Origin of the sequence: Streptomyces sp. NBC_01635 (assembly GCF_045209715.1) — a bacterium.
GTDB lineage: Bacteria > Actinomycetota > Actinomycetes > Streptomycetales > Streptomycetaceae > Streptomyces > Streptomyces hirsutus.
In genome coordinates this window covers 3036470-3056465 of the sequence record NZ_CP109277.1, presented here as the reverse complement: position 1 = coordinate 3056465, position 19996 = coordinate 3036470, and the positions used below count along the sequence as shown (strand labels likewise).

At 71.6% G+C, this 19996-nt stretch carries 21 protein-coding genes; 10 read left to right on the top strand and 11 right to left on the bottom strand.

Going from position 1 to position 19996, the window contains the following annotated elements:
* Positions 1 to 305 precede the first annotated feature (305 nt).
* From ppdK to OHB56_RS14395, 4 genes are all read left to right on the top strand, one after another.
* A complete protein-coding gene (ppdK, locus tag OHB56_RS14410) occupies positions 306 to 3053 on the top strand; it encodes a pyruvate, phosphate dikinase (RefSeq protein WP_406353661.1) in 2748 nt (915 codons plus the stop codon).
* A gap of 209 nt (positions 3054 to 3262) precedes the next feature.
* Positions 3263 to 3841: an ArsR/SmtB family transcription factor gene (locus OHB56_RS14405; RefSeq protein ID WP_406353660.1), complete on the top strand. Its 579-nt coding sequence runs from the start codon at positions 3263 to 3265 to the stop codon at positions 3839 to 3841.
* 14 nt (positions 3842 to 3855) lie between these two features.
* The gene (locus OHB56_RS14400; RefSeq protein WP_326752643.1) at positions 3856 to 4053 is read left to right on the top strand and encodes a hypothetical protein; all 198 of its coding nucleotides are present in this window, start codon (positions 3856 to 3858) and stop codon (positions 4051 to 4053) included.
* A 303-nt stretch (positions 4054 to 4356) separates the two neighbouring features.
* A complete protein-coding gene (locus OHB56_RS14395; RefSeq protein WP_406353658.1) occupies positions 4357 to 4497 on the top strand; it encodes a hypothetical protein in 141 nt (46 codons plus the stop codon).
* Between the two features lie 178 nt (positions 4498 to 4675).
* Here OHB56_RS14395 and OHB56_RS14390 read toward each other — a convergent pair whose 3' ends face one another.
* Positions 4676 to 5344: a hypothetical protein gene (locus tag OHB56_RS14390; RefSeq protein WP_326752641.1), complete on the bottom strand. Its 669-nt coding sequence runs from the start codon at positions 5342 to 5344 to the stop codon at positions 4676 to 4678.
* A gap of 223 nt (positions 5345 to 5567) precedes the next feature.
* Complete coding sequence (locus OHB56_RS14385; protein ID WP_326752640.1) at positions 5568 to 5750, bottom strand: hypothetical protein; 183 nt, start codon at positions 5748 to 5750, stop codon at positions 5568 to 5570.
* A gap of 47 nt (positions 5751 to 5797) precedes the next feature.
* Between OHB56_RS14385 and OHB56_RS14380 the strand changes: the two genes are divergently transcribed.
* The gene (locus tag OHB56_RS14380) at positions 5798 to 6064 is read left to right on the top strand and encodes a hypothetical protein (protein WP_326752639.1); all 267 of its coding nucleotides are present in this window, start codon (positions 5798 to 5800) and stop codon (positions 6062 to 6064) included.
* Positions 6065 to 6176: 112 nt separating this feature from the next.
* Here OHB56_RS14380 and OHB56_RS14375 read toward each other — a convergent pair whose 3' ends face one another.
* Complete coding sequence (locus OHB56_RS14375) at positions 6177 to 6632, bottom strand: LAETG motif-containing sortase-dependent surface protein (RefSeq protein ID WP_406353655.1); 456 nt, start codon at positions 6630 to 6632, stop codon at positions 6177 to 6179.
* Positions 6633 to 6842: 210 nt separating this feature from the next.
* Positions 6843 to 8000 carry an alkaline phosphatase PhoX gene (locus OHB56_RS14370; protein ID WP_406353653.1) on the bottom strand — a complete coding sequence of 386 codons (1158 nt, stop codon included), beginning with the start codon at positions 7998 to 8000 and terminating at the stop codon, positions 6843 to 6845.
* A gap of 203 nt (positions 8001 to 8203) precedes the next feature.
* Here OHB56_RS14370 and OHB56_RS14365 point away from each other — a divergent pair, with 203 nt between their 5' ends.
* Positions 8204 to 9133 (top strand): oxidoreductase, encoded by a 930-nt coding sequence (locus OHB56_RS14365; protein WP_406353651.1) that lies wholly within the window; start codon positions 8204 to 8206, stop codon positions 9131 to 9133.
* A gap of 28 nt (positions 9134 to 9161) precedes the next feature.
* Here the strand turns inward: OHB56_RS14365 and nirD are convergent, their stop codons facing one another.
* From nirD to OHB56_RS14350, 3 genes are read right to left on the bottom strand one after another with little or no spacing between them, the layout of a single operon-like run.
* Entirely contained in the window at positions 9162 to 9512 is a 351-nt protein-coding gene (gene nirD, locus OHB56_RS14360; RefSeq protein ID WP_406353649.1) for a nitrite reductase small subunit NirD, read from the bottom strand.
* On the bottom strand, positions 9509 to 12133 hold the full coding sequence (gene nirB / locus OHB56_RS14355; RefSeq protein WP_406353647.1) for a nitrite reductase large subunit NirB: 2625 nt from the start codon (positions 12131 to 12133) through the stop codon (positions 9509 to 9511). Before nirB ends, nirD begins: the two co-directional genes overlap by 4 nt.
* Positions 12130 to 13350, bottom strand: coding sequence for an NAD(P)/FAD-dependent oxidoreductase (locus OHB56_RS14350; protein ID WP_406353645.1), 1221 nt, complete (start codon positions 13348 to 13350; stop codon positions 12130 to 12132). The genes nirB and OHB56_RS14350 overlap by 4 nt, the downstream gene beginning before the upstream one ends.
* Positions 13351 to 13567: 217 nt before the next feature.
* Between OHB56_RS14350 and OHB56_RS14345 the strand changes: the two genes are divergently transcribed.
* The gene (locus OHB56_RS14345; RefSeq protein ID WP_055593165.1) at positions 13568 to 14350 is read left to right on the top strand and encodes a sulfite exporter TauE/SafE family protein; all 783 of its coding nucleotides are present in this window, start codon (positions 13568 to 13570) and stop codon (positions 14348 to 14350) included.
* Positions 14351 to 14377: 27 nt separating this feature from the next.
* Here OHB56_RS14345 and OHB56_RS14340 read toward each other — a convergent pair whose 3' ends face one another.
* Positions 14378 to 15664, bottom strand: coding sequence for a sensor histidine kinase (locus tag OHB56_RS14340; protein ID WP_406353643.1), 1287 nt, complete (start codon positions 15662 to 15664; stop codon positions 14378 to 14380).
* Positions 15664 to 16320 carry a response regulator gene (locus OHB56_RS14335; protein ID WP_406353641.1) on the bottom strand — a complete coding sequence of 219 codons (657 nt, stop codon included), beginning with the start codon at positions 16318 to 16320 and terminating at the stop codon, positions 15664 to 15666. Before OHB56_RS14335 ends, OHB56_RS14340 begins: the two co-directional genes overlap by 1 nt.
* 268 nt (positions 16321 to 16588) lie before the next feature.
* Between OHB56_RS14335 and OHB56_RS14330 the strand changes: the two genes are divergently transcribed.
* Both OHB56_RS14330 and OHB56_RS14325 read left to right on the top strand, forming a co-directional pair.
* Positions 16589 to 17545 (top strand): DUF4258 domain-containing protein, encoded by a 957-nt coding sequence (locus tag OHB56_RS14330; protein WP_406353639.1) that lies wholly within the window; start codon positions 16589 to 16591, stop codon positions 17543 to 17545.
* A 23-nt stretch (positions 17546 to 17568) separates the two neighbouring features.
* A complete protein-coding gene (locus OHB56_RS14325) occupies positions 17569 to 17793 on the top strand; it encodes a DUF2283 domain-containing protein (RefSeq protein WP_406353637.1) in 225 nt (74 codons plus the stop codon).
* An 11-nt stretch (positions 17794 to 17804) separates the two neighbouring features.
* Here the strand turns inward: OHB56_RS14325 and OHB56_RS14320 are convergent, their stop codons facing one another.
* Complete coding sequence (locus OHB56_RS14320) at positions 17805 to 18731, bottom strand: NAD(P)-dependent oxidoreductase (protein ID WP_406353635.1); 927 nt, start codon at positions 18729 to 18731, stop codon at positions 17805 to 17807.
* A 152-nt stretch (positions 18732 to 18883) separates the two neighbouring features.
* Between OHB56_RS14320 and OHB56_RS14315 the strand changes: the two genes are divergently transcribed.
* A complete protein-coding gene (locus OHB56_RS14315; RefSeq protein ID WP_406353634.1) occupies positions 18884 to 19240 on the top strand; it encodes a winged helix-turn-helix transcriptional regulator in 357 nt (118 codons plus the stop codon).
* A gap of 78 nt (positions 19241 to 19318) precedes the next feature.
* Here the strand turns inward: OHB56_RS14315 and OHB56_RS14310 are convergent, their stop codons facing one another.
* Positions 19319 to 19984, bottom strand: a complete 666-nt coding sequence (locus OHB56_RS14310; RefSeq protein ID WP_406353633.1) for a class F sortase — start codon at positions 19982 to 19984, stop codon at positions 19319 to 19321.
* Between the last annotated feature and the right edge of the window lie 12 nt (positions 19985 to 19996).

The window sequence follows — 19996 nt, the reverse complement described above, 5'->3', positions numbered from 1 at the left end:
CGGATTATGAGCGGCTGCACTTCTCAAAGGATGGCACTCGGTGCCACCCCTTGATCGTTCATCGAGCAAAATCAAACGTGTCGATCCATGCTCACCTGAGCGGCCGGATGGCTCAATCCGGGATTGGTGCGTTCAAGAAGTGAACACATGCGGTTGTGGCGGCTTGCCAAGCCTTGACTTTCGATCCCGTGGCGGCGGAGTGGTCGCAGGCGCATGACGCACGTGCGGGCGTACCCAGAAGCCTTTGATCTGGGTATGTTCCTGCTCGTCAGGGCAGCCACCGCGTCCTCGAGGAGTCGAGACCCGTGTCGGAAAACAAAGATCCCCACGTAGGCCAGCAGGGTCACAGCGTTGAGGGCGTGAAGTTCGTCTACGACTTCACCGAGGGCAACAAGGACCTCAAGGACCTCCTCGGCGGAAAAGGTGCGAACCTCGCGGAGATGACCAATCTGGGTCTTCCCGTCCCTCCCGGCTTCACCATCACCACGGAAGCCTGCAAGGTCTACCTGGAGAGCGGCACGGAGCCGGCGGCACTGCGTGACGAGGTGAGTGCGCACCTCGACGCCCTCGAAGCGGCGATGGGCAAGAAGCTCGGCCAGCCCGACAACCCTCTCCTCGTGTCGGTCCGTTCCGGAGCCAAGTTCTCCATGCCGGGCATGATGGACACCGTCCTGAACATCGGCCTCTCCGACAAGTCCGTGCAGGGACTGGCCAAGCAGGCCGGCGACGACCGCTTCGCCTGGGACTCCTACCGGCGCCTCATCCAGATGTTCGGCAAGACCGTCCTCGGCGTCGACGGCGAGCTGTTCGAGGACGCGCTGGACGCAGCGAAGGCGGCCAAGAAGGTCACGGTCGACACCGAGCTGGAGGCCGCCGACCTCAAGAAGCTGGTCACCAAGTTCAAGAAGATCGTCAAGACCGAGGCCGGCCGGGACTTCCCGCAGGACCCGCGCGAGCAGATGGACCTCGCCATCCACGCGGTCTTCGACTCCTGGAACACCGACCGGGCCAAGCTCTACCGCCGCCAGGAGCGCATCCCGCACGACCTGGGCACGGCCGTCAACATCTGCTCCATGGTCTTCGGCAACCTCGGCCCCGATTCCGGAACCGGCGTGGCCTTCACCCGCGACCCCGCCTCCGGCCACCAGGGCGTCTACGGCGACTACCTGCAGAACGCCCAGGGCGAGGACGTGGTCGCGGGCATCCGCAACACCGTGCCGCTCGCGGAGCTGGAGCAGATCGACAAGAAGTCGTACGACCAGCTGATGCAGATCATGGAGACGCTGGAGAACCACTACAAGGATCTCTGCGACATCGAGTTCACCATCGAGCGCGGCCAGCTGTGGATGCTCCAGACCCGCGTCGGCAAGCGCACCGCGGGCGCGGCCTTCCGCATCGCCACCCAGCTCGTCGACCAGGGGCTGATCGACGAGGCCGAGGCGCTCATCCGCGTCACCGGCGCACAGCTCGCCCAGCTGATGTTCCCGCGCTTCGACGAGGACACGAAGGTCGAGAAGGTCGGGCGCGGCATCGCGGCCTCGCCGGGCGCGGCGGTCGGCAAGGCCGTCTTCGACTCGTACACGGCCGTCAAGTGGTCCCGCTCCGGCGAGAAGGTCATCCTGGTCCGCCGCGAGACCAACCCCGACGACCTGGACGGCATGATCGCCGCAGAGGGCATCCTCACCTCCCGCGGCGGCAAGACCTCGCACGCCGCCGTCGTCGCCCGCGGCATGGGCAAGACCTGTGTGTGCGGCGCCGAGGAGCTCGAGGTCGACACCAAGCGCCGCCGGATGACCGTCCCCGGCGGACACATCGTCGAGGAAGGCGACCTGATCTCCATCGACGGCTCGACCGGCAAGGTCTACCTCGGCGAGGTCCCGGTCGTGCCGTCCCCGGTCGTGGAGTACTTCGAGGGCCGGATGCACCCGGGCGCCGACGACGCCGACGAGCTGGTCGAGGCCGTCCACCGGATGATGGCCTTCGCCGACCGCAAGCGCCGGCTGCGCGTGCGCGCCAACGCCGACAACGCCGAGGACGCGCTGCGCGCCCGCCGCTTCGGCGCCCAGGGCATCGGCCTGTGCCGTACCGAGCACATGTTCCTCGGCGACCGGCGCGAGCTGGTGGAGCGGCTGATCCTGGCCGACACCCAGGACGAGCGCGAGGAGTCCCTCAAGGCGCTGCTGCCGCTCCAGAGGAAGGACTTCGTCGAGCTGTTCGAGGGGATGGACGGCCTCCCGGTCACCGTCCGGCTCCTCGACCCGCCGCTGCACGAGTTCCTGCCCGACATCACCGAACTGTCGGTCCGCGTGGCCCTCGCCGAGTCCCGCCAGGAACCGCACGAGAACGAACTGCGCCTCCTCCAGGCGGTGCACCGGCTGCACGAGCAGAACCCGATGCTGGGCCTGCGCGGCGTCCGGCTCGGCCTGGTCATCCCCGGCCTGTTCACCATGCAGGTACGGGCCATCGCCGAGGCGGCGGCCGAGCGCCGGGCGGCCAAGGGCGACCCGCGCGCCGAGATCATGATCCCGCTGGTCGGCACGGTCCAGGAGCTGGAGATCGTCCGCGAGGAGGCCGACCAGGTCATCGCGGAGGTCGAGGAGGCCACCGGCACGAAGCTGAAGCTCGCCATCGGCACGATGATCGAACTGCCGCGCGCCGCCCTGACCGCCGGCCAGATCGCCGAGGCCGCCGAATTCTTCTCCTTCGGCACCAACGACCTCACCCAGACGGTGTGGGGCTTCAGCCGGGACGACGTGGAGGCCAGCTTCTTCACCGCGTACCTGGAGAAGGGCATCTTCGGGGTGTCGCCGTTCGAGACCATCGACCGGGACGGCGTCGGCTCCCTCGTGAAGCTCGCCGCCGAGGCCGGCCGCGCCACCCGCCCCGACCTCAAGCTCGGCGTCTGCGGCGAGCACGGCGGCGACCCGGAGTCCGTCCACTTCTTCCACGAGGTGGGTCTGGACTACGTCTCCTGCTCACCGTTCCGCATCCCGATCGCCCGCCTGGAGGCCGGCCGCGCGGCGGTCACCTCGAAGGGCAGCGACCACCGCTGAGCCCTGCCCCTCCGGGGCGCATCAAGCCCCGGAGCCGTTGTCTGTCACCCGACCACCCTCACCGATCGGCAACGGCTCCGGACCACAAAGAGAACGGCGGCACCCGTGCGGGGGTGCCGCCGTTTCTCATGTCGTCCGAACCCATGCCGTCCGAACAAGTTGCAAAGAAACCCTTGCAAGCACTTCTTTGCAAAACTATCTTTGTATGCATGAACGAGCCCCAGGAACCGCAGGTCCGCAGTCTCGACGCCCGCTCCCTGCGCGGGCTCGCCCACCCGCTGCGTATGCGGCTGCTGGACGCCCTGCGCTTCGGTGGCCCGGCCACCGCGTCCCAGCTCGCCGCGAAACTGGGCGAGTCGAGCGGCGCGACCAGCTACCACCTGCGCCAGCTCGCCGCACACGGCTTCATCGAGGACGCCCCCGAGCGCGGCAAGGGCAGGGAACGGTGGTGGAAGGCGGTCCACAAGGGCCTGAGCTTCGACGACGCACTGCTCACCGACGCCAGCCCGGAGGTACGCGGGGCTGCCGACCTGTACCTCCACGAAGTCGCGACCACCCAGACCCGGGACCTCTCGACCTGGCTCGGCAACCGCTCGACCTGGCCGGAGGAGTGGAACCGCACCTGGGACATGAGCAGCGCGACGCTGCGGCTGACACCCGAACTGACCCGGGAACTCGTCGAGAAGATGCACGCGCTCGTCGAGACCTACCGCGACCGGGCCGTCGACGAGGACGACGCCGCCCAGGTGCGCATCCACACCCACGCCTTCCCCCTCGCCACGGACTGAAAGGCCACGACCCGATGCACCCCGAGACCCGCCTCGCCCTGCACCGCATCCGCGCGGCCGAACTCCGTGCCGAAGCCGACGCGTACCGTCTCGCCGCAGCAGCCCGGCCGGCTCGGCACCCCCGGCCTCTCCGCACCCGCCTCGGCTGGACCCTGGTGGAGGTCGGCCTACGCCTGGCCGCCGCACCCAGATCGGCAGTCGCTGTGCCGTAGCCCCTGTTCTCCGCCGCTGTTGAAGGGCTGCTAAAACGACGTCATAACCTATCGTTTCGTCGCATGCGATGTCGGCGCGGAGGCAGATCCCGACGGCTACTTCATCGAGGCCGGCATCGCAGATCCGGACGGCTTCGTCATGTGTTCCAGTGCGGTGGGGACGAGCCCGATGAGCAGGAGGTGTCCCTCGGCTTCGATACGCACTGCCTGGTCACGGCGGACCAGGGGACCGCGTACGGATGAGTGCGGGCGGCAGAGCTGACCGGCAACGTTCTCCGTGTATCTCTGGACCCGGCCGCGCTTTTGGACCTGGGTCTGGACGACCCGGAGATCGAGGCTGTCCTCGACGCACCGGCCGAGGCCATTGCCCGATTCCGTGAGATCCTGGTGAAGGCTCTCGCCTACGGCCGTGCGGACGCCCGTCCCCTGCGGGTCTCGGTCTGACGGGCTGAGGAGCAACGAACGACCTATTACCCCGACCTGACGCGATACTCCTACGACGAGTCGGACCAGGAGATGCTCAACGTCGGCTGGTTGGAGCCAGAGCACGGATACTGTTCCTGGTCTGAGGTTCCCAGGCAAGGACGGTGACGAGAGCGGCGGTGGTTGTGCCGCCACGGGGTCAGGGCCGACGGGCGAGGACGTCGTTGACGCGGGAGGCGTCGACGACCCAGGCCGCGGCGGCCGGCGCTACGAAGCCGAGCACGGTCTGGATGTCGTCCCGGCGGGCTTCGAGCGGCAGGTGCCAGATGCCCTCATGGTGGGCGATGCGGTTGCGGAACTTGTGCAGCCGCTTGACCGGATCTTCCACCGTGGGCAGGGCGCGGTTGGGAGCGTGGGGGAAGGCGCCGGCCAGGTCGGGCCAGAGGTTGGCCCGGTACTGGCGGGCCAACAGGAAGCGCCAGAAGCCGAAGCTCAGCTCAGCGATGATCTTTCCGCGTGGGACGACCGGGGTGTTCCTGCCGGCGCGTTGCCGGGCCTGGGCGATGTCGCTGCGGGCGTTGCCGCTGAGCGGGACCGCCGTGTCGACGTACCACTCTGCGATGCGGCCCCGGCGCTGCTGGCGGGCGACGAGCCGGGCATCGAGCGCGTTGCGCAGCATGATCTCCAGGTGGCCCAGCGGTTCGAAGAACGCTGCGGCGAGGTCGCTGTTCCACCGATACAGCGCGAGAGCGGCGGCGGTGTCGCCGGTGCACGCGGTCAGGTAGGGGTTCAGCCGGTCGGAGCTGATCAGCTCGATGACGGCCTTGTCGTCGGGCGGCTTGATGCTGGTGGGCGGCGTGCTGTGCATGGTGGGGCAATCGTAGGTACACTGGGCGACGAAGACCCTGGAATCGTCCCTGGTAGCCCTCGAAAGTGGGCAGGCCATACCCCCAGGGTTCAGACCTCAAGTCGAAGGCCGCCCGGATCACCCGGGCGGCCTTCGCTCTGTCTTGGGCCTCAGTGCCGACGGTGCCGCCCTCAGCGGATGTTGGGTTCGGCCCTGACGGACTGCGCCGCAGCCGCCGTGCACATCATGCCGGGACGGTGGGGGCCGGCTGGGCCGAGAGTGCGTCGAGGAACTCCCCGAAGGGGACCTTGTCGTCGTCGAAGTCCAGGGCTTTCAGCAGGGTCTGCCACCGGTGGAGGCCGGTGCCGCACTGGTCGAGCAATGCGGGCAGGGAGATGTCGTTTTCCTGGACGGCCAGTCGAGGCATGCCGATCTCCGGCCATGGCGGAACTTCTCACTTCTGAGGACGGACTGATGATGGACGTCGAAGAGGCGACCAGACTGGCGCAGCGCTTCCTGGACGAGGAAGTCAGTCATGAGGGCATGACTTTCGCGCTCGTCGAAGGAAAGAGCGTCCGGGCAGGCAGCAACTTCTACTTCGACTGCCAGTCGGTCGCCTACCTCCGCAGTGGGGACATTCGGGACATGTCCGTCGGCGCGGGCTACGTGTGCGTCGACGGAGAGACCGGGAGGTGCCGCATGCTGGGCGCCGTCGAGTCGGCTGAGCTCGGCTTTTTCTGACATGGCCGCACCTGCGGCCTCGCGGCGTCATGAGGTCGCGTGTCGCCGGTCCGTGTCCGAGGTGGGCGACGCCTTGTGCGGGTGTCGCCCACCTCGTGGCTGTCGGAGATTCTCAGTCGGTGCTGCGACGCCGACGGGCCGCGAGCAGGACGCCGCCGCCCGCCAGGAGAACGGCCGCGCCGCCGGCCGCGATGTACGGGGTCGCGCTGTTGCCGCCGGTCTCGGCGAGGTCGGTGCCACCGTCCTGTTCGGTGGCGCCCTTTTCGTCGGAGCCGGAGCCGGTTTCGGTGGCGTCGTCGTCCGAGCCGGTGTCCTTGTCCTTGCCGGCGTCCTTGTCGGCGGCGGGGACGAAGCCCGCGGGCGCGTTGTCGCAGCCGATGCCGTCGCCGTCGCGGTCCAGGTGCTTGCCGTAGTGCTCGCTGCTCGCTGGAATGTCGGAGTACCCGGCGGCGTACGCCGCGTCGCAGTTCTTGAACACGCCCTCGTGGGCCACGGCGGTGGTGACGGGCAGCGTGGCCAGGGCGAGCGCGGCGACGGTCACGGCGGCGGACTTGCAGGACAGGTTCACAGGGGATCCCCCAGCTATGTGCGGATTTCCGGCAGCGTGCCCCCGTCCGGGAGGGTCTGCCGGGTGTGAGCTGCTGACGGTAGGGGAGGGATTGGGGGAGGGTGTGGAGGTTTGGTGGACCCGTGATGCGAACGTGACGTGACCGGGCGGTAGCTCTCCGCTCGTGCCGGTGCGCAGAACACACCGGCACGAGCGGAGAGCGGGGAGCCGTCAGGTGCGGAACGGGCCTTTTACTTCGTACGTGATGCCGCCCGACGAGCTGCCGCTCGTGCCGCGCTGGCTGGAGAAGTACAGGCGGGTGCCGTCCGGGGAGAAGGCCGGGCCGGTGATCTCCGAGCCGGACTGGCCGTCCACCCGGAGGAAGGGGGCCACGACGTCGTCGGGGGTGATCACGCAGATCTCCAGGTTGCCGCCGTCCTCGGCCACGAAGAGGTCGCCCGAGGCGGAGCCGGTGACGTTGTCGACGCCGGTCAGAGGAGCCGAGCCGCCCGTCACCAGGGAGTCGTCGTAGGCGAGTTCGATGGTCTGGGCGGCGGCGTTGTACTGCCAGACGCGGTTGTCGCCCTTGGTGGTGAACCAGCAGGTGTCGTTCGCGTAGTGGCAGCCCTCGCCGCCGTTGAAGCGCTTGGCGCCGGAGACCTGGTTGCGGGTCGCGGTGGCCCCGGACGGATCCGGAACGCTCGCCCAGCTCACCGGGCCGCTCGTGCCGCTGCCCGCCACCAGCACCTCCAGCGTGCCGGAGGACAGGTCGCCCCAGGTCGTCGGCCGGAAGCGGTAGAAGCAGCCGTCCGAGACGTCCTCGGTCAGGTAGACGACCCTGCGGACCGGGTCGGCGGCCGCCGCCTCGTGTTTGAAGCGGCCCATCGCGTCCCGGCGGACCGCCGCCTTCGTCCCCCACGGGTCGGTCTCGTAGACGTAGCCGCGGTCCACCTCCTCGCAGGACAGCCAGGTGTTCCACGGGGTCTTCCCGCCCGCGCAGTTCTGCCGGGTGCCGGACAGGATGCGGTACGCGCCAGTGACGCCGCCGGTGGCCGAGAAGCGGACGGCGCCCGCGCCGCCGGAGGGGTCGATCTCCGAGTTGGAGACGTAGATCCAGCCGCTGCCGTCCGCGTAGCAGGCGCCGCCGTCGGGGGCGTTGTGCCAGGTGTACGACGTGCCCGGGACCTGCTGGCCCGAGCGGGCGATCACTCTGCTGGTGAACCCGGCCGGCAGCCGGATTCCGTTGGCGTCCGCCGAGCCGAGCGCCCCGTACGGGCCCGTGCCGGGCTGGGCGGGCGCCGCGTACGCGGCGCTGTGCCAGAGCGCGCCGCCGAGGACCGCGGAGGTTCCGCCCATGGCGCTCGCGCGAAGGAAGGTACGACGTTCCACTGTCGCTCCCAGAGGTGCCGTGAACCGTCCCGCCACCGGTCGGTGACGGGAGCGTGCGGTGGGGAACCTAGGCGTATGGAATGAACATGCCATGGATGTGGTCGTACGGGGGGATGACCGGCTGCCGCGCGGCGGGCACCCGGCTCTCGTAGGGTGACCACGGAGGTCCGTGCAGGTGCGACGCCGGCGGAGGGAGTCCGGTCATGTCCGGATGGAACGCGAACGACATTCCCGATCAGGGCGGGCGTCTGGCCGTCGTCACCGGGGCCAACAGCGGGCTCGGTCAGGTCGCGGCGCGGGAACTGGCCCGTGCGGGGGCGCGGGTGGTGCTCGCCTGCCGGAGTGAGGCGCGCGGCCGGGACGCCCTGAACCTGCTGCGCGGCGAGGTACCGGGCGCCGAGGCCGAGGTGCGGCGACTGGACCTCGGGGACCTGGCCTCCGTGCGGGAGTTCGCGACCGCCCTTTCGGGCGAGCGGGTCGATCTGCTGCTCAACAACGCCGGGGTGATGGCGCTGCCCTACGGGACGACCGCGGACGGGTTCGAGACCCAGTTCGGGGTCAATCACCTGGGGCACTTCGCCCTCACCGGACTGCTGCTGCCTGCGCTGCTCGCGGTGCCGGGCGCGCGGATCGTGACCGTGTCCAGCATGACCCACGTGATGGCCAACATCGATGCGCGCGACCTCAACAGCGAGCGCGGCTACCGGCGTTGGGTCGCCTACGCCCGTTCCAAGTCGGCCAACCTGCTCTTCACGCACGAACTGGCCCGCAGGCTGGCGGCGCACGGCAGTGAGGTGGTGGCGGCAGCCGCTCATCCCGGGTACGCGGCCACCAACCTCCAGACCGCGGGGCCGCGGGCCGAGGGACGCCGGATCGCCGAGCGGGTGATGCGGCTCGGCAACCGGATCGTCGCCCAGTCCGCCGAGGCCGGCGCGTTGCCCCTGCTGTACGCCGCGACCAGGCCCGGCGTACGCCCCGACGCGTTCATCGGCCCGTCCTTCGCCCTGTGGCGCGGGGCGCCCGCACCGTCCTGGCGGGCACCCTGGACCCTCGACGACGCGATGGGGGAGCGGCTCTGGGCGGCCTCGGAGGAGCTGACGGGGGTGACGTACGACGTGCCCGGCGTCCGGTGAGCCCCCGGGCCCCGCCGGGCCCGTCCCGTCAGGCTGCTTTCACCCGGTAGGCCGTGACCCGTACGGTCTCGTCGTCCAGGCACCGGCCCGTCTCCAGGTCGAAGCGCTGCTTCAGCAGCGGGGAGGCGACGAACGGGCGGCCCCGGTGGGTGCCGGTCAGGCCGCGGGAGAGGACCGCCGCGCCGGTGAAGGGATCACGGTTGTCGACCGCGTACAGCCCGCCGGTGCGGTCGGTGAAGACGGCGACCTGCCGGCCGTCGGGCAGCAGGGCCGCCACACCGCGGCCGGGGAGCAGGACGCTCAGGTCGCAGACGGTGAACCAGGCGTCGGTCAGCCGGATGCGAACCTTCAGGTCCGTGGTCTCGAGGGCCGGGGTCATCGCTGGGCGCTCCCTTCCAGGGCGGTTTCCTCGGACTGCGCGGGTCGTCTGCCGATGTCCAGCAGCGGCAGGTCGGGCTTCATCTGGTCGCGTTCGGGCACGAAGCCCACGACCGGGTCGGGGGTGTCGGGCGCGTTGACGAAGGACACGAACCGGGCCAGTTTCCCGGGGTCGTCGACGGTCTCGGCCCACTCGTCGCGGTAGTGCGACACATGGGCCCGCATCCGGGCCTCCAGCTCGTCGCAGATGCCGAGCGAGTCGTGCACGACGACGTCCCGTACGTGGTCCAGGCCCCCGGGGATCCGCTCCAGCCAGGTGGAGGTGCGCTCCAGCCGGTCGGCGCTGCGGATGTAGAACATCAGGAACCGGTCGACGAGACGGACCAGTTCGGCGTCCGAGAGGTCCTGTGCGAGCAGGTCGGCGTGGCGCGGGGTGGCGCCGCCGTTGCCGCCGACGTAGAGGTTCCAGCCGTTGGAGGTGGCGATCACGCCGAAGTCCTTCGACCGGGCCTCGGCGCACTCGCGGGCGCACCCGGAGACCGCCGACTTCAGCTTGTGCGGGGAGCGCAGGCCCCGGTAGCGCAGCTCCAGGTCGATCGCCATGCGCACGGAGTCCTGGACGCCGTAACGGCACCAGGTCTGTCCGACGCAGGACTTCACCGTACGCAGCGACTTGCCGTACGCGTGGCCGGACTCGAAACCGGCGTCCACCAGCCGGGCCCAGATCACCGGGAGCTGCTCGACGCGGGCGCCGAACATGTCGATGCGCTGGCCGCCGGTGATCTTCGTGTAGAGGCCGAAGTCGCGGGCGATCTCGCCGATCACGATCAGTTTCTCCGGGGCGATCTCGCCGCCGGGGATGCGGGGGACGACCGAATACGAGCCGTTCTTCTGGAGGTTGGCGAGGAAGTGGTCGTTGGTGTCCTGGAGGGCGGCCTGCTCGCCCTCCAGGACGTAGCCGCTCGCGCCGATCACCGGGGCGAGGGAGGCGATGATCGAGCCGACCGTCGGCTTGCAGACCTCGCAGCCGTCGCCGCCCCGGGCTTCCTCGCGGCCGTACCGGTCCAGCAGGTCCCGGTGGGAGGCGACGCGCAGGGCGAGGACGATCTCGTACAGCTCCTCGCGGGTCTGCGCGAAGCAGCCGCACAGGCCCTTGTCGACCTCGAGGCCGCTCGCCTCCAGCTCGGCGGTGACGAGCTGACCGAGCACCTTCACGCAACTGCCGCAGCCCGTACCGGCCTTGGTGCACTTCTTCACCTCGGGCACGGTGGTGCAGCCGTGCTCGGTGACCGCGCCGCGGACGGTGCCCTTGGTGACGTGGTGGCAGGAGCAGACGAGGGCCTCGTCCGGCAGCGCGGACGGGCCCAGCGGGGCCGGGGCCCCGGCCCCGGCGGGCAGGACGAGGGACTCGGGCGGGACGGGCGGGACCGACCCGGTGAAGGCGCGCAGCGTGCCGTACGCCTCCGCGTCGCCGACCAGGATGCCGCCGAGCAGCGTGCCGTCGCTGCCGATGACCAGCTTCTTGTAGAGGCCGGCGCGGGAGTCGGAGTAGACGACGTCCAGGCAGTCGGCGGTGGTGCCGTGCGCGTCGCCGAAGGACGCCACGTCGACGCCGAGCAGCTTCAGCTTGGTGGACAGGTCGGCGCCGGTGAACGTCGACCGGCCGGTCTCGTCGTCGGCGATCGTCGCCGCGGCGGTCTGCGCCTGCTCGTAGCCGGGGGCGACCAGGCCGTACACCCGGCCGTCCGCGGCCAGCGCGCACTCGCCGATCGCGAAGACGTGCGGATCGGCGACCGTGCGGCACTGCTCGTCCACCGCGATGCCGCCGCGCTCGCCGACCGTCAGGCCGCAGTCACGGGCCAGCTGGTCACGGGGACGGACGCCGGCGCTGAACACCACCAGGTCGGTGGCGAGTTCGGAGCCGTCGGACAGCTTCATGCCGGTGACGGCGCCGTCGTCGCCGGCCACGATCTCCTGGGTACCGGTGCCGGTGTGGACGGTCAGGCCCATGTTCTCGATGGTGCGCAGCAGCGCGCTGCCGCCGCCGTCGTCGACCTGCACGGGCATCAGGCGCGGCGCGAACTCCACGATGTGCGTGGTGAGTCCGAGCCCGTCGAGCGCGCCCGCCGCCTCCAGGCCGAGGAGCCCGCCGCCGACCACCGCGCCGGTCGTCGCGTTCTTCGCGTACTCCTCGATGGCGAGCAGGTCCTCGAGGGTGCGGTACACGAAGCAGCCCCGGGCGTCCTTGCCGGGGACCGGCGGAACGAAGGGGGAGGAGCCGGTGGCCAGGACGAGGAGGTCGTAGCCGACGACCAGCCCGGAGCGGGCGGTCACCTCGCGGGCCTCGCGGTCGATGCTCTCGGCCGGGTCGCCGACGTGCAGCTCGATGCCGTGGTCCTCGACGAACCGCAGGTCCGTCAGGGACAGGTCCTCGGGGGTCCTCCCCGAGAAGTACGAGGTGAGCCGGACGCGGTCGTACGCCGGACGCGGCTCCTCGCACAGCACGACCACGCGGTGCGTGGCGGTCAGGCCGCGCTCGGCGAGCGCCTCGAGGAAGCGCTGGCCGACCATGCCGTGGCCGACGAGCACGATCGTGGGGGTGGCCTCCGGGGCGGTGGTCATCGGGAGTCTCCCTCGTTGGTGAGCAGGTGGAGCAGGGGGCCGCCGTCGGAGGGGAGCGGCTCCGCTCCCTCCCAGGCGCGCGCGAGCGCGCCGACGGTGCCGAGTTCGCCGACCAGGACCCCGCCGACCAGCCGGTGGTCGCGGACGACGACCTTGCGGTAGGTGCCCCGGGTGGCGTCGGCGAGCTGCACGACGTCGTCGCCGGGGCGGGGATCGGTCTCGCCGAACGCGGCGAGGTCGAAGGGGCCGTGGGGCCCGGTGAGCGTGAGCCGGGTCAGGGACCGGGTGCCGGTGTAGCGGGCGGCGGGGTCGCCGGCCAGCAGCCCGGCCAGGGCGTCGGCCTGTTCGAGGGCGGGCGCGGCCAGCCCGTAGATCTGCCCCGCGTGCTGGGCGCAGTCGCCGATCGCGTGGATGCGCGGGTCAGAGGTGCGCAGCCCGTCGTCGACGACCACGCCCGTGCGGATCTCCAGGCCGGCCGCCCGCGCGAGGCCGACGCGCGGGCGGACCCCGCACGCGAGGACGACCAGGTCGGCTCCGAGGGCGTAGCCGTCGGCCATCTCCACCGACCGCACCGCGCCGCCGGCCGAGCGCACGTCCCGCACCCGGCACTCGGTGTGCACCTCGACGCCCAGGTCCTCCAGATGCCGCCGGACGAGCCGCGAGGCGGCCGGGTCGAGTTGGCGTTCCATGAGCCGCTCGGACTGCTGGGCGAGGACGACCTGCGCGCCGCGCACGGCCAGCGCGCGGGCCGCGGAGACCCCGAGCAGCCCGCCACCGATGACGACCGCCCGGATTCCCGGACGGACCGCCCCGGACAGTCCCAGGCAGTCGTCCATGGTCCGGAACGCGTGCACGCCCTCGGGCAGTTCGTGGTCCGGGGTGAACAGGCCGCGCAGGGGAGTCAGTACGGCGTGGGAACCGGTGGCCAGGACCAGCGTGTCGTAGGCGATCGGGGGGCCGTCGGCGCACTGGACGGTCCGCCCGGCCCGGTCGATGCCGGTGACCCGGGCGCGGGTCAGCCCGGCGGGCGCCGGCAGTGCGATCACCTCGGGGCCGTACCGCCCGGCCAGCACCTCGGCGAGCAGCACCCTGTTGTACGGGCGGTGCTCCTCCTCGCCGATCAGCGTCACCGGCGTGCCGAGCTCGCCGAGCCGCCGGGCGAGCGTCACGCCCGCCAGGCCGGCGCCGATCACCACCACACGCGAGTTCGAGGTCATGTCCCCGAGCGTGCGGTGCGGGTGTTACCCGGCGGCATCCCCTCTGTTTCCCGCTCGGAACGCTGCCCTCAGCGGGGGCCGGGGGCGGCTGTGAGGGTGCGGGGCACGCGCCGGAGGGGGCGAGGGGCACTGCGAGGAGGCACTGTGAGGAGCCTCAACCTCAGGAAACGCTCATCTTGATGGACGGCACAACTATCCGCTTCGTAGGGTCACGCCTATGCCCGACATCTCCCTGACCACGGTCGTTCTCCTCTGCCTCGCGGCACTGGCGGCAGGCTGGATCGACGCGGTGGTCGGTGGTGGCGGACTCCTGCTGCTGCCGGCGCTGCTGCTCGGCCTGCCCGCCGGCACCCCCGCCGCGCACGCCCTGGGCACCAACAAGGCGGTCGCCATCGTCGGCACCACCGGCGCGGCGATCACCTACGCCCGCAAGGCACCCGTCGACGTACGGACCGCCGTACGCATCGGCCTGGCCGCCCTCGCCGGATCGTCGGGCGGGGCCTTCCTCGCCGCCGGGATGAGCACCGAGGTCCTCAAGCCGGTGATCATGGTGGTGCTGCTCGCCGTCGCGGCCTTCGTCATCCTCCGCCCGAGCTTCGGCACCGCACCGAAGCCCGGCCCGGTCTCCCGCCGCCGCGTCCTCGCCGCGATCGGGTTCGGCGGCCTGGGCATCGGCTTCTACGACGGCCTCATCGGCCCCGGCACCGGTACGTTCCTCGTCCTGGCGCTCACCGCCCTGCTCCACCTCGACCTCGTCACCGCGTCCGCCACCGCGAAGATCGTCAACTGCTGCACCAACGCCGGCGCGCTGGCGATGTTCGCCTGGCAGGGCGCGGTGCTGTGGCAGCTGGCGGGCCTGATGGCCGTGTTCAACCTGGCGGGCGGCACCCTCGGCGCCCACACGGCCCTGAAGAAGGGCAGCGGCTTCGTCCGCGTCGTCCTGCTGACGGTCGTCTTCGCCCTGGTGGCGAACATGGCGTACGAACAGTGGCTGGCCTGAGGGCCGGAACCTGACGCCTCGTGCGGCTCAGCCAGGCGGAGGGGGCGGGCCGGCCGGCGAACGACCGACGGGAAAGTACGCGCGCACCACGAAGGCGCCGTCGGCCGTGGGCCCGGCATGGAACCCGCCGCCGAGGAGGTGGGCCCGTTCCCGCAGTCCCACGAGACCGTGCCCGCCGCCGGGGGCGCACGGAGTGGAGTCGGGCACGGCCTGCGCGTCGGGAAAACTGCGCACCTCGACGCAGAGACTTCGGGCTCCCGCACGCGTCCGCACCCGTACCCGTATGCTCGCCCGCGCGCCGGGAGCGTGCTTCCGGATGTTGGTCAGGGCCTCCTGCACGGTGCGGTACGCGGCCCGCTCGAGGGCTTCGGGCAGCTCGAAGGGGGCTGCGGGCAGTTCGAGGTCGGCCGGAACGCCGCTCATGCGGACCAGGTCGGCGATGTCGGTCACGCGCGGTCGCGGGACGCCCTCCGGGCCGGTGCCCCCGGCCGTCCGCAGCACTCCCACCAGGTGCCGCAGTTCGGTGACGGTCTGCGCCGACAGGTCGTGGATCAGCCGGGCGCTCTCCTGGACGTCCGGATCGTCGGGCCGGCCGACTTGGAGGACCCCGGCCTGCAGGCTGATCAGGCTCACCTTGTGGGCGACCACGTCATGCATCTCCCGGGCGAGCCGGTTGCGTTCCGCGCGCAGCACCCGCTCGGTGAGGGCCTGCTTCTCCCGTGCCTTCCTGGTGCTCGCCTCCTTCAGCCGTTCTCGCCGTGACCGGGCGGACCGGCCGAGCACGAGCGCGCCCCCCGTCACCACACAGCAGTCCAGTGCCGTCAGGGCGGTCTCCCGGTCGACCGGGAGGGACGCGAGATCCGTCACCGGGTGGGGGAGGGACCAGGCCAGGACAACCGCCACCGCTCCCACCGAGCCCGCCAGGGCACGGCGGCGCCGCATGGCCACGAAGTACAGCGCGATCAGCGGTGCGAAGGCGATGTGTCCGAGGTACAGCCCCGGCACTCCGGTGAGCAGAGCCGCCTCGGGGGCACTCCGGCGCACCAGCAGCGCGGCTGCGGCGGCCAACGCGAGCCAGGTCCCGTGACCGGTGGACACCCCGTTGACCACGAGGCCGTCGAGGACGGCGACCACCATCGGAAGCGCCCGCGAGGCGGTGCGCCGTACCACCGAGGTGGCGGACCGGCCCCCCGGAGCGGGCGGACGGTCCGTCACGCCCGTCAGGTCCGCCGCCGCGTCACCGTCCCGTCGTCCGGGCCGGTCCGTGGCGGGCGGCATTCCGGGTGACCACCGCGCGGCCGGATACGTGCTCATCACCGGTCCGGCACGGGATCGATCAGGTTCGCCCGGTCGGCGAGCACCGCGGCCTGCACACGATTGAGGCCGCCGAGCTTCGCCAGTACCGAGCTCACATGGTCCTTGACCGTGCTGTGCGCCAGATGCAGCCGGTGTGCGACGGCACGATTGCTCAGCCCGGCTCCGACCAGGGCGAGTACCTGCCGTTCGCGCTCGCTGAGGGCGCGGACGCGTCGCGCGGCCTCGTCGTCACGGCCGGCGGTCAGATAGCCGCCGACCACCTCCTCCAACGCCTCGGGTGCCAGCACCCGGCGGCCGGCGGCCAGGACCCGCACCGAGTGGATCAACTGCTCGGGCGAGGTGTTCTTCATCAGGAACCCGGCCGCGCCCAGCCACAGAGCCTCGTCCACGAACCCGTCGGCGTCGAACGTGGTCAGCATCGACACCGCGGGAGCATCGGGCAGCCCGAGGACCTGCCGCAGCACCGTCGGGCCGTCCACCACCGGCATGCGGATGTCGAGCAGCAGGACGTCCGCGCCCCGGCTCCGTACGGTTTCGACGGCGTCCGCACCTCCGCAGTCGGCCACCACGACGATGTCCTTCGCCGACTCGAGGATCACGCGCAGCCCGGCGCGGACCAAGGGCTCGTCGTCCACGACCACGACACGGATCAACCCTTGCTCCTCGCCCGCCTGAACTCCCGCCACCCTCACTACGACGGCCACCCGTTGCGCGGCGTTGCCCGAAGGAAGTGTGCCGCCTGCCACACGACAGAACGCCTCGGCGGTGTCCGGGCACCGGCCCGGAACGGCGCCCCCACCCCGCCGTCCGGCGGGGGCGAGTCGGCCCGCCGGACGGATGTTCCGGGCCGGTGTCCCGCTGCGACGATCCGATGCGTTGCCGATCACCGCGCCCGTTGCCGGGCCGTCAGCAAGGACGCAGATGCATCCCACCCAGAACCGCTCCGCCCGCCGCCACCGCGCCACCGCCCGCATCCTGGTGGCAGGTTGCACCGCCGGAGCCGTATTCCTGACCACCGCGTCCGCCCACGCGGACTCGGGTGACCGGGAGGCGCGGTCCGCCCGTGCGGCGCAGGCGGCCGAGACGGTCGAGCGCGTCACGGGAACCGCGGACCTCGTGCCCGGAACCCTCCTCGGCGACGGGGCCACCCGCGCCGAGGTGACCACCGGAACGTCCGCCGCACGCATCACCGCGCCCGCCGCCGCCGACGGAACCGTGGAATTCGCCTACGGCGACGAGGTGCTTCGCCTCACCCTGCCCGGCAACGCCGGTTCCACGGCCGCCCCCAGCGCCAACGGCACCGTCGTGTATCCCGGCGCCGGTGATGACGTCGACCTGGCCGTCCAGCCCAACCGGGACGGAGTGCGCACCCTGGTCACGCTCAAGGACGCGAAGGCTCCGACCGAGTACCGGTTCCCCCTCGGGCTGCCCGCGGACGCGACCACCGAGCCGATGGAGGACGGCACCATCCTGGTCGGCAGGGGCGAGGAGTACCTCGGCACCTTCGACGCGCCGTGGGCGAAGGACGCGCGTGGCGAGGCCGTACCGACCGGCTACCGCATCGAGGGCGGCGTTCTCGTCCAGAGCGTGCGGCCCGGACCGGACACCGTCTTCCCGGTGGTGGCCGACCCCGCGTGGTTCATCCCCCTCGCGATCGTCGCCGGACGCCTCCTGCTCTCCACCGGTGTGAAGAGCATTTCCAAGCACGCCGCACAGCGCATGGCACAGCGTGGCATCAGCCAGGAGATGGTCGCGCGTACCGTGAAGAACGGCAAGAAGACCAAGGGCAAGACGGCCGGCACGTGGAAGTACGTCAGCGGCAAGATCTGGGTCGTGGTCAACAAGGCCGGAAACGTCGTGTCCGTCGGCCGCAACTGACCTCGATCCCTCGGAGGGACACCATGCACATCTCATACGACCGGGACGGCGACACCGCGTACGTCTCCCTCGTCGCGCGGATCCCGGACGGTGCCGCCGTCCGTCAGGTCACCGTCGAGGGACTGGCGGCGGAGGCCGAGGTGGTCCTCGACGTGGACGAGGCCGGCCGGCTGCTGGGATTCGAGGTCATCGGCGCCCGCGCCGGCCTCCCGGCCGAGCTCCTCGACCGGGCCGCTCCCACCGGCTGAGACGACGGGGCTCAGACCCGGTCGGCGCCCTCCTCCCGCGTCGCCGCCCGCGGGAGGCGGAGCAGTCCGACCAGGCCCGCGCCGTCCTCGTCGCCGTGTCCGGCGGCGACGCGGCGGGCCATCAGGTCCATGTACGGCAGCAGCAGTTCGGCACTCACGCCCTGTTCCTCGGCCGTGCGCAGCAGCGTGCCGTTGCCCGCGGCCTGCATGGCGAGGTGGGACACCACCCCCGAGGTGTAGTCGCCGCTGCGCAGCCGCTCAGCGGTCTCGTGCACGGCCGGGGTCATGGCGGTGAGCCAGGAGGCGAGCAGCGGTGCGAGGTCCTTGGGGGCGATGTCCTCCCCGCCGATCAGCGCGAAGGCGTGCGTGATCCCGGCGAACAGCCCGCTCATCGCGCTCAGCAGCGCCACGTCGTGCAGCGAGGCGAACCCCGGGTCCTCGCCCACGTACCGGGTACCGGCCGGGACGGCAAGCGTGTCCCGGTGCTCCTCGAACAGGGGGCGCGAGCCGCTGTAGAAGACGTATGCCCCGGACTCCGGGGCCCCGACCATCGGCGGCACCGCCATGATCCCGGCGTCCAGGAAACGGGCACCGCGCGCCGTGGCCCAGGCGGCGCGGGCACGGCCCTGGGCCGGGGTCCCGGTGGTGAGGTTCACCAGGTCCCGCCCGGTGAGGTCGGCGTCCTCGAGCGCTTCGCCGACTGAGTCGTCATCGAGCAGGCAGGCGACCACCAGACGGTTCGCGGCCACCGCCTCGGCGGCGGTCGCGGCGACCGCCGCGCCCTCGGCGGCGAGGGCCGCGGTGCGGGCGGGGGTACGGTTCCAGACGGTCACCGCACGGCCAGCGGCGAGCCAGGCGCGGCCGAGGGCGGTGCCCATGGCGCCGGCGCCGAGCAGGGTCAGGGAAACAGGAACGGGGGAGCGGGTGTTGTCGGTCATGCTCCCCAGGCTCGCCCCGGGGAGGAACCCGCTCAAGTACGTACTTCGAAGTGGGTGCTCACCTAGGGGAAAGCATCCGGCGTGCGGGCGGTGGCGGCAGCCGTGGTGGTGGCAGCGGTGGCGACGACGAAGCGGAGGACAGGATGACGGGCATGGGGAGGGCACGGCGGCCGGGGGCGTATCTGTGCGGGATCGACGCGGCGATGGACGTGATCGGCGGCAAGTGGAAGGTGCTGATCCTCTGGGCGCTGCACGAACGGCCGTACCGCTTCGGCGCCCTGCGCCGGGAGCTGCCCGGGATCACCGAGAAGGTGCTCGCCTCGCATCTGCGGGAGCTGGAGTCCGACGGCATCGTGCACCGGGAGCAGTACGACGAGAACCCGCCGCGCGTCGAGTACTCGCTGACGCCGAAGGGGACGGCGCTCAACGAGGCGCTGGAACCGCTGGGCGCGTGGGGGAGGACGAACGTGCTGGGGGAGACGGAGCCCGACCCGCACCGGGTGGCGTGAGGCGCGGTGCCGGCCGGCCGCGCAGGACGGTTCGGCCGCTCGAAGAACCGGCCGCTTGAGGGCCCGGCTGCTCAAGGCTCAGCGGCTGTCCGTCAGGTGGGCGTAGACGACGACGTTCCCCCGGTAGCCGGTGGTGCGTGAGTAGCCTCCGCCGCAGGTGATGATCCGCAGTTCCGGGCGCTTCGCCGCGCCGTACACCTTCTCGTCGGGGAAGTCCCGGGCGTCGTACACCTCGACGGCGTGCACGGTGAACACGGCGGTGCCGCCGTCGCGCCGGCCCACCTCGACGGTGTCGCCCTTGCGCAGGGCGCCCAGGGAGTAGAAGACGGCGGGGCCCTCGGCGTTGTCGACATGGCCCGCGACGACCGCGGTGCCCGTCTCGCCGGGAGTGGTGCCGGCCTCGTACCAGCCGGCCAGGTTCGTCCGCTCGGGCGGCGGTACGTCGAGGCTGCCGGTACTGGTCAGCCCGAGGCCCGTCAGGGGCGCGTCCACGCCGATCGCGGGGACGCGGATCCGGTCGGGTGGGGAGGGCGGCAGCGCGGCGGCCTGCTCGGAGGGGCGCCCGGAGCCGCGTCCGTCGGGCGCGGAGTACGCCTGGGCGGTGGACGGCTGGGGCGGGGCGTCCGTCGCGGCCCCGTCGCCCAGCAGCCACAGGCCGCAGCACAGGGCGAACACGCTCACCGACCCTATGACCGTGTTGCCCGGGCTCCCGACCCGGCTGGACCTGCGGCGTATGCGGCGCATCGCGGACTGACC

Excerpts from the sequence above, each read along its gene's own strand:
- OHB56_RS14405 (WP_406353660.1), top strand. The coding sequence starts at position 3,263 with ATGAACGAGCCCCAGGAACCGCAGGTCCGCAGTCTCGACGCCCGCTCC.
- OHB56_RS14400 (WP_326752643.1), top strand. The coding sequence starts at position 3,856 with ATGCACCCCGAGACCCGCCTCGCCCTGCACCGCATCCGCGCGGCCGAA.
- OHB56_RS14390 (WP_326752641.1), bottom strand. The coding sequence starts at position 5,344 with ATGCACAGCACGCCGCCCACCAGCATCAAGCCGCCCGACGACAAGGCC.
- OHB56_RS14385 (WP_326752640.1), bottom strand. The coding sequence starts at position 5,750 with ATGCCTCGACTGGCCGTCCAGGAAAACGACATCTCCCTGCCCGCATTG.
- OHB56_RS14380 (WP_326752639.1), top strand. The coding sequence starts at position 5,798 with ATGATGGACGTCGAAGAGGCGACCAGACTGGCGCAGCGCTTCCTGGAC.
- OHB56_RS14365 (WP_406353651.1), top strand. The coding sequence starts at position 8,204 with ATGTCCGGATGGAACGCGAACGACATTCCCGATCAGGGCGGGCGTCTG.
- nirD (WP_406353649.1), bottom strand. The coding sequence starts at position 9,512 with ATGACCCCGGCCCTCGAGACCACGGACCTGAAGGTTCGCATCCGGCTG.
- nirB (WP_406353647.1), bottom strand. The coding sequence starts at position 12,133 with ATGACCACCGCCCCGGAGGCCACCCCCACGATCGTGCTCGTCGGCCAC.
- OHB56_RS14350 (WP_406353645.1), bottom strand. The coding sequence starts at position 13,350 with ATGACCTCGAACTCGCGTGTGGTGGTGATCGGCGCCGGCCTGGCGGGC.
- OHB56_RS14345 (WP_055593165.1), top strand. The coding sequence starts at position 13,568 with ATGCCCGACATCTCCCTGACCACGGTCGTTCTCCTCTGCCTCGCGGCA.
- OHB56_RS14340 (WP_406353643.1), bottom strand. The coding sequence starts at position 15,664 with ATGAGCACGTATCCGGCCGCGCGGTGGTCACCCGGAATGCCGCCCGCC.
- OHB56_RS14330 (WP_406353639.1), top strand. The coding sequence starts at position 16,589 with ATGCATCCCACCCAGAACCGCTCCGCCCGCCGCCACCGCGCCACCGCC.
- OHB56_RS14325 (WP_406353637.1), top strand. The coding sequence starts at position 17,569 with ATGCACATCTCATACGACCGGGACGGCGACACCGCGTACGTCTCCCTC.
- OHB56_RS14320 (WP_406353635.1), bottom strand. The coding sequence starts at position 18,731 with ATGACCGACAACACCCGCTCCCCCGTTCCTGTTTCCCTGACCCTGCTC.
- OHB56_RS14315 (WP_406353634.1), top strand. The coding sequence starts at position 18,884 with ATGGGGAGGGCACGGCGGCCGGGGGCGTATCTGTGCGGGATCGACGCG.
- OHB56_RS14310 (WP_406353633.1), bottom strand. The coding sequence starts at position 19,984 with ATGCGCCGCATACGCCGCAGGTCCAGCCGGGTCGGGAGCCCGGGCAAC.